The sequence below is a fragment of the Scandinavium sp. NPDC088450 genome, assembly GCF_044900545.1.
Lineage (GTDB): Bacteria > Pseudomonadota > Gammaproteobacteria > Enterobacterales > Enterobacteriaceae > Scandinavium.
Genome location: NZ_JBJDNI010000045.1, coordinates 1 through 3932 on the forward strand (window position 1 = coordinate 1; position 3932 = coordinate 3932).

Annotated in this window: 1 protein-coding gene; it reads left to right on the forward strand. The window is 53.6% G+C overall.

All coding sequences use genetic code 11. The features are described 5' to 3' along the window. Nucleotides 1-117 precede the first annotated feature (117 nt). Nucleotides 118-3932, forward strand: a 3815-nt coding sequence (locus ACI2I2_RS23950) for an Ig-like domain-containing protein (protein ID WP_404660189.1), incomplete at its 3' end; no start/stop codon positions are given.

Genomic DNA, 3932 nt, shown 5'->3' on the forward strand with positions numbered 1-3932 from the left:
CGAATATGGCGTTAAATGGCTACACGCCGATGCAGCATATTCAACGCATGACCTGATTCTACTTATTGCCTCCGTTAAAAATGGGGGGATTACCCGGCCAGAAACAGCGTGGAGGAGATGTCGGAGGATGCTTTTGAACAGCAACTGGCAACCCGTTCAGTAGCCCTTGGGACAGTGCTTTCGGATGAGGATAGGGCCTCATCCGAAGCGCTGTCGGACTATGCCAGAAGTCAGGTGTCCGGGATGATAAACAACTCGGTAGAAGGGTGGCTGAATCAGCTCGGCACAGTGCGTTCGCAGATTAACCTCAATAAGCACGGAAAATTAAATGGCAGCAGTCTCGACTGGCTGGTGCCTTTATATGACTCCCCTTCCAATATACTGTTCGCCCAGCTTGGTGCAAGGCATAAAGACGATCGTAATTCTGTAAACATCGGGATCGGGGCACGATTTTTTCCTACTGATAAGTGGATGTATGGCCTCAACAATTTTATCGACAGCGATATCACCGGGAGCAACTATCGTCTGGGATTTGGTGCAGAAGCGTGGAGCGATTACCTCAAACTATCAGCTAACTCCTATCAACGTTTAAGCGGTTGGCATCAGTCGCGAGATTTCGCTGATTATGATGAACGCCCGGCGAATGGTTTTGATTTGCGGGCCAATGGTTTTCTGCCGTCATATCCTCAGTTAGGCGGTTCACTGGTCTATGAACAATACTTCGGCGATGAGGTGGCACTGTTTGGTAAGGATAATCGCCAGAAAAATCCATATGCGGTGACCGTGGGGGCGAATTATACCCCGGTGCCGATGCTGACGTTCAGCGCTGAGAAGCGAATGGGAAAATTTGACCAAAGCGAGCTGACCCTTACGCTGGACCTGACCTACCAGTTGGAAAAAACTTGGCGTGAAAACACCGATCCTGATGCGGTGGATGCGATGCGTAAATTGTCGCGTAGCCGCTATGATTTTGTCGAGCGTAACAACGATATTGTTCTTGAGTACCGTAAGCAGCAGGTGATTCGACTCACGGTTTCACCGACAAACATTACGGGTGAAAGCGGTAGCTCGCAAACTATCGCGTTGAATGTGAACAGCAAATACGGGGTGAAATCTGTCAACTGGCAGGGTGATTCCTTCATTGCTGCAGGTGGCAAGATCCGACGACTGGATTTGAAGCATATGGCGCTAACTCTGCCGCCATGGCAGGTAGTGCAAATGGCGCAGTCGACAGCATCACCAGCGCAAAGCGATGCCAGCCGTTTACTCAATACCTATGTGCTGACGGCGATTGCGGAAGACAATAAAGGCAATCTGTCGCCACAAAGCCAGCTTAATGTCGAAGTATTGCCGCCTACAGCACACTTCGCTGGTGATGCAACAGTACACGGTGATTACGCACCACCAGATGGTACGACGCCAGTCAGTGTTCAGTTCCAGACCGTGGATGAAAGTCAGCACCCCCTCAAAGGGGAAGCGGTCACCTTCAACGTGACCTTTGCTGATGGCACCACAGTAAAACAGGTTCGTACCACAGATGCAGAAGGTAACGCCAGTGCCGATATCACCAGTACCGTGGTGGGTAAAGCCACCGTGACGGCGAGCCTCTCCAGTGGGGAAACTGGTCAAGTCACTATTCACTTCGTTGAAGGGGCTCCGGATGTTTCCCATTCCACTATTAGCGCTTCACCACTTACTGTCGCCGCTAACGGCAGGTCATTCAGTACTTTGACTCTGGCGCTTAACGACAGCTATTCAAGGGCTGTCAGTGGGTTATCTACAGTTTCTTTTACGGTTTCAGGTGTTGACCACGCGACGCTCAGTGGCGTGCAGGAAACATCCACGGGCCAATATGAGGCACGCCTTTCAGGCACTAAAGCAGGGAGGGTGACAGTGATACCGGCAGTGGATGGCACGCCGCTATCCCCACTTCAGGCGCAGGTTACCCTGACCAGTGACGAAGACAGTGCACAAATTGCTACCGGTGATCTGACGGTGCTAACCGATAACGCAGCGGCCGATGGCAGCAGCCAGAATAAAGTGCGGATCCGCGCCTCCGATGCGCAGGGAAATCCCTTAAGTGGGCAGACCATTGAACTAAGCGCCGATAATAGTGCCAGCATAGCCGCGACGGCTATCACCGATAATCAGGGACTTGCCGTTGCGACACTTACCAGCCAGACCGCAGGGCTACTGACCGTGACCGCGACCCTGAAGGGAAGCCGTCAGCAGGTGCAAATTAATTTTGTTGCGGACGAACATACGGCGCAGATTGCTGCTGATGATTTCTCCGTCGTCACAGACAACGCAGTGGCGAATTTGAGCGATCATAATATCGTACGCGCACGGGTCAGCGATCGGTTTGGCAATGCATTAGCCAATCAAACGGTATGGTTCAGTGCTGATAATGGGGCAACGATTGCGGCTACCGGGATTAGCGATGCGCAGGGACTGGTCAATATGCCGCTGATCAGTCATGTCGCCGGCTCCGTCAAGGTGACGGCAACCCTGAACGACAGTTCGCAAACGGTGACGGTTGCCTTTACCAGTGATACCGACACGGCGAAAATTGCGGACGGTGGACTCACTCTACTGAAAGACAATGCCGTCACAAACGGTAGCGACAATAACCGTGTTGAGGCAAAGGTTGTTGACGCCAATGGCAATGCTTTACAGGGCGTCAGCGTTACGTTTAGCGCCGGAAACGGTGCGGCTATTCTCACACCGATAATCAGTAACAGCGACGGGTTTGCTAGCACCACGCTGAACAACACTAAAGCGGGGATCAGCAAGGTGACGGCTTCGGTCGGTGGGAATCAGCTATCTATTGATACCCATTTTGTGGCCGACATCAGCAGCGGTAAAGGAGTGTTAGCCACGACCGCAGATAATGCGGTCGCGAATGGCAGCGATCGCAATAGCATCACCCTGGCGCTGACCGATGCGCATAACAACCCGCTGGCTGATATCCCTGTGTCCCTGACTGCCTCTAACCAGGCAATGCTCAGCACGAACAGTGGCAAAACCAGTGCCGCCGGTACGCTGACGGCAGACGTCAGCAGCAAAACCGCGGGGGTAAGCACAATAACAGCAACGTTACCAGACAACCAGACGTTTAAGGTCGACGTCACCTTTGTGGCTGACAATGACACAGCAAGAGTGGCAACGGGGGATCTGACGGTCGTCCGTAATGATGTTATTGCCGATGGAGTGGCGAGTAACCAGGTTCAGGTGCGGGCCACTGATGCTTACGGTAACAGCGTGGCTGGACAAATGATCAACTTTACTGCCGCCAATGGCGCGTCCATCCCGACATCCGGAATCACCGGCACCGATGGCACGCTGAAGATGCTGGTCACCAGCACCACGGCAGGCAGTAGCACTGTCACTGCCTCTGTCAACGGCAGTAGCCAGAGCGTGGTACTGAACTTTGTGGCAGACGACAATTCCGCCCACATTGCTAACGGTGCGTTGACGGTAAGCCAGAACAATGCGGTGGCAAATGGCACGGCGGTAAATAGTGTGCAGGCAAGAGTAAGCGATGCCCGTGGTAATCCGGTTACTGGGGCCATTGTAGCGTTTAGTGCCAGCAACGGCGCAATCATTGTTCCTCAGGGTACGACTGACGTTAATGGTCTGATCACTGTCAATTTGAGCAGCAAAAAGGCTGGCGTCAGCACAGTCACCGCCACGGTGAACGGCAGTAGCCAGCAGATTGACACGACCTTTGTCGCGGATGGCGGCACGGCACAGATTGGTGCGGGTGACCTGACGGTGGTGGCTGATAACGCCATTGCGAACGGGACGGCTGCAAACCAGGTACAGGTAGAGGTGAGCGATGCCAACGGCAACCCGGTGACAAACCAGGCAGTCAGCTTCGGTGCCAGCAGCGGGGCGACGATAGCGGCCAGCGGAAATACCGACACTACCGG